Source organism: Bacteriovorax sp. DB6_IX, assembly GCF_000447775.1.
Taxonomy (GTDB): domain Bacteria; phylum Bdellovibrionota; class Bacteriovoracia; order Bacteriovoracales; family Bacteriovoracaceae; genus Halobacteriovorax_A.
The window spans coordinates 1-3259 of record NZ_AUNJ01000397.1; the positions used below are offsets into that span (position 1 = coordinate 1).

At 37.1% G+C, this 3259-nt stretch carries 3 protein-coding genes; 1 reads left to right on the plus strand and 2 read right to left on the minus strand.

Translation table 11 applies throughout. From position 1 onward, the window contains the following. A partial coding sequence (locus M901_RS12630) for a phosphatase PAP2 family protein (RefSeq protein ID WP_021278593.1) occupies nt 1–1455 on the plus strand: 1455 nt, incomplete at its 5' end. Here M901_RS12630 and M901_RS12635 read toward each other — a convergent pair. Continuing rightward, on the minus strand, nt 1452–2720 hold the full coding sequence (locus tag M901_RS12635) for a pyridoxal phosphate-dependent aminotransferase (protein ID WP_021278591.1): 1269 nt from the start codon (nt 2718–2720) through the stop codon (nt 1452–1454). The two genes, M901_RS12630 and M901_RS12635, sit on opposite strands and share 4 nt — an antisense overlap. A 61-nt stretch (nt 2721–2781) precedes the next feature. Further along, complete coding sequence (locus M901_RS12640; RefSeq protein ID WP_021278592.1) at nt 2782–3150, minus strand: hypothetical protein; 369 nt, start codon at nt 3148–3150, stop codon at nt 2782–2784. Nucleotides 3151–3259: the final 109 nt, after the last annotated feature.

Consider the following 3259-nt stretch of genomic DNA (forward strand, 5'->3'; position numbering starts at 1 on the left):
GAAGTTCACCATCTGCTTCGTAATCAAGTTGAGATGTATATCAAATTTTCTAAGAAGTTTAGAAAATCAACACGTATGAATTCTCAATTTAACTTTAATGGTGAGGCCCTGTCATTCTTTGATGAAATCGAGCTAAACCTCACTCTCTTTATAAGAAATTATAAGAAGATACTTATAAATGATGAACTTTCATCAGAAGTAGAGAAGGCCATTGAGAGAATTCGTGAAGTCAGACTCAGTGGACCGGTGGAGGTGACTAAGTTTCATTTGAAAAGAAATCTACCTGCTCGTGTTTATAAAGATGATCTGATGCAGATAGCACAAGCTTTCAAGCGTCATCCAAATATGAAGAAGCCAGAGAAGACTTTGACTGTTATGGCAAAGGCACTGATCAGAAGTGATATTGAAGATGGACGTCAAGCTCAACTTCTTAATCAAATGGCAAATCTTATTGATTCTCCAAGACAGCAACGCCGCTTCATTAAGAAGTTTGATATTAGATTCTCTAGTCTAAATATCTCAAGCGATGAATTTCTTAAAGAGATACTAAAAGATAGCAAAGGAAATAGATTTAATATTAAAGAATCACTTGGGGATAAACTACCAGAACAATTATTTGAACTCTCAGAGAATGGAGATAAGAATATTCTTCTTCCTCTGAATAAGAAAAGTGAAAATAAGAAAGTTAAATCTCTCCTGGCACTAGGTGCCGTGGGAGTTTTACTGACTTTCGATCGTCAGATTATGGATACAGTTCAAGCGAATCAAAGTGAAACACTTGATCATATTATTGAATTTACGAATGGGTTTGGTGAGGATACTAATCTTGTTCCTCTTGTCATGGGGACTTTCGCCGTTGGCCTTGTTTTTGATGATGAGAGATCAAAAGATGCTGCAGTAGCTGCTCTTCCTGCTGTCATTCTGGGTCAGACGGTCGTTGAGATATTAAAGTCTGCGACTCATAGAAAGAGACCCAATTCAAGTGAAAGTCCCTATGTTTTCGAAGGTCCTGCTTTTGGTTCTGATAATACTTCTTTTCCTTCTGGGCATTCAGCTGCAGCGTGGTCTGTTGCGACAGTCTTTGCGCAACAATATAAGCATGAACATCCATGGTCACCTTATTTGGCCTATGGATTGGCCGCCTTAACAAGTTATTCCCGTGTTTATAAGAATAGGCACTGGATGAGTGATGTGACTCTAGGTGCTATCGTTGGACATGTGACTGCTAAAATAGCGCTTAAGTGGTATCAAAAATACTTACAAGACTCTGTCCATAGTATTACCCTTTATCCAACTTTTGGTGGGGGAACTTATGGTTTTAGTCTAGAGATTAGAAAGAAGGTCTTCGATTCTCTTAATATTTGGTCAGTAGATAAACTCTATAAGAAACATCAGCTCCTTTATTCTAACGAAGAAGAGCTCAGTCGAATATATAATCAATATTTTACTTATTAAGCCAATAATTCTTGAATTCTGTCACAGCCTTCTTTGAGGTTGGGGCAGAACTTCTCGACAAAGTCATGATCTAATTTACCCAATTTCTCAAAGGCCTCAAGAACATCTGTTCCATCATAGTCTACTGTGGCAATTCTTAAATTTAGCCATTCTGGAGGGCAATAGAAATCGCATCCTGGTAATGTGGCCACATTAAACTTTTCTAAGAGTGTTTTTGCGAGATCTATTGAGTTCTTTATCCCATATTTTTTTTCGAGATGATCTCTAAACTTAGAAAAACTTGGCATAAGGTAGAAAGCACCATCTGGTCTTGGTAACTCTAATCCCATTTTAGTCATTCGATCATGAAGATATAATCCACAGGCCTTATGAATTTGACTACATTTTTCAATATACTCGTCAATCTCTTGATCATCGCTATAGGCCTTAACGGCTGCATATTGAATTGGTGCACTTACTGCACTAAATGTTTCTGAAACTAAGCTGGCGAGGGCCTTGATCAGTAGGGACATTTGTGGTGATGTCGCTAGAAAACCAAGTCTATATCCTCCTGCTGAATGTGATTTACTCAATCCTGCAGTCACTATTGTTCGCTCTGGATAGTAATGAAAGAAACCTTTTTTCTTGTCTCCACTCCAGTCAATTTGACCATAGATTTCATCAGAGAAGATAACGATATTGTTCTTCTTGCAAACTTCAACGATGTCCTGAATTTCTTGGTCATTATAGACACTTCCCGATGGGTTATTAGGAGAATTTATAATTAACATTTTTTGCTTTGATGTAAGAGTCGTACATACTTGTTCTAAATCTTTCGCCTGAAGTTTATATCCATCTTCTTTTCGCGTAAGGATCCTAGAAATATGTTTTCCTCTTGTATTTACCTGTGGTCCATAGCTTACCCAACTTGGTGCGGGAATAATAACATCACCTTCTAAAACAAAGAGGGCTTGGAATAAAAGCTCTTTTGAGCCTGGTCCAATGAGTAGGTATTCTGGTAAGAAATCGTAGTTAAACTTGCGCTTATAGAACTCACAAATATTCTCTCTTAAATCATAAAGTCCTAATGTTGGGAGATAGTCTTTTTCCCCAGAGTACTTAATAAGCTCTAGCGTCACTTTTTCGTGAACCGGAAAGGGGGATTGTCCAAATCCGAAATGGATAACATCCTTCCCTTGTGCTCTGAGCTCTTTGACTTTGGAGTTAATCCAAAGAGTAGATGATTCTTTAAGATCTGTAATGTGTTGGTTGAGTAATAATTCCATATTATAATATTAGCACTCTTTTACACAAGGGAAGATCAGTAAAATTTGACTAGTTAAAATCTTATCTCACTTGTCGGCCATAAGAGAAACTTGGATTCAGACTCATCTCGAGTTCATTACTAAATCTCTGTCTCTTCCAATCTAAGAGTTGGTTTTCTATATCATCAACTAATAGAGAGAAGACTTGATAGGGGATATGAGATATTTTTCTTGAACAGATTTTGAGCGCGGCCGCTTTTATTTCGAGCTTTCCAATAAAGCATGATTCTCTCTTTTCAAAAACTAGGTTGATATCACAGGGATAGGGGCATTTCTCTGAGAGTGAGTCGAGCCTCCTCTGCATTTGCTGTGCTACTTTTTGATCAATTTTAATTCCACAGTAGTTAATTAGCTTTTCTGGCATACGTAATGAAAATGTTCCTTCTTTCATAGAGTCTCCTTTATAAACTAATTGGTTAAGTTGTTGAAAACACACTCGTTGTGTTCCATTTATTATAAGATAGTAGCAATTTTATAAGCGTCAAGTGTAGAAATTTAAA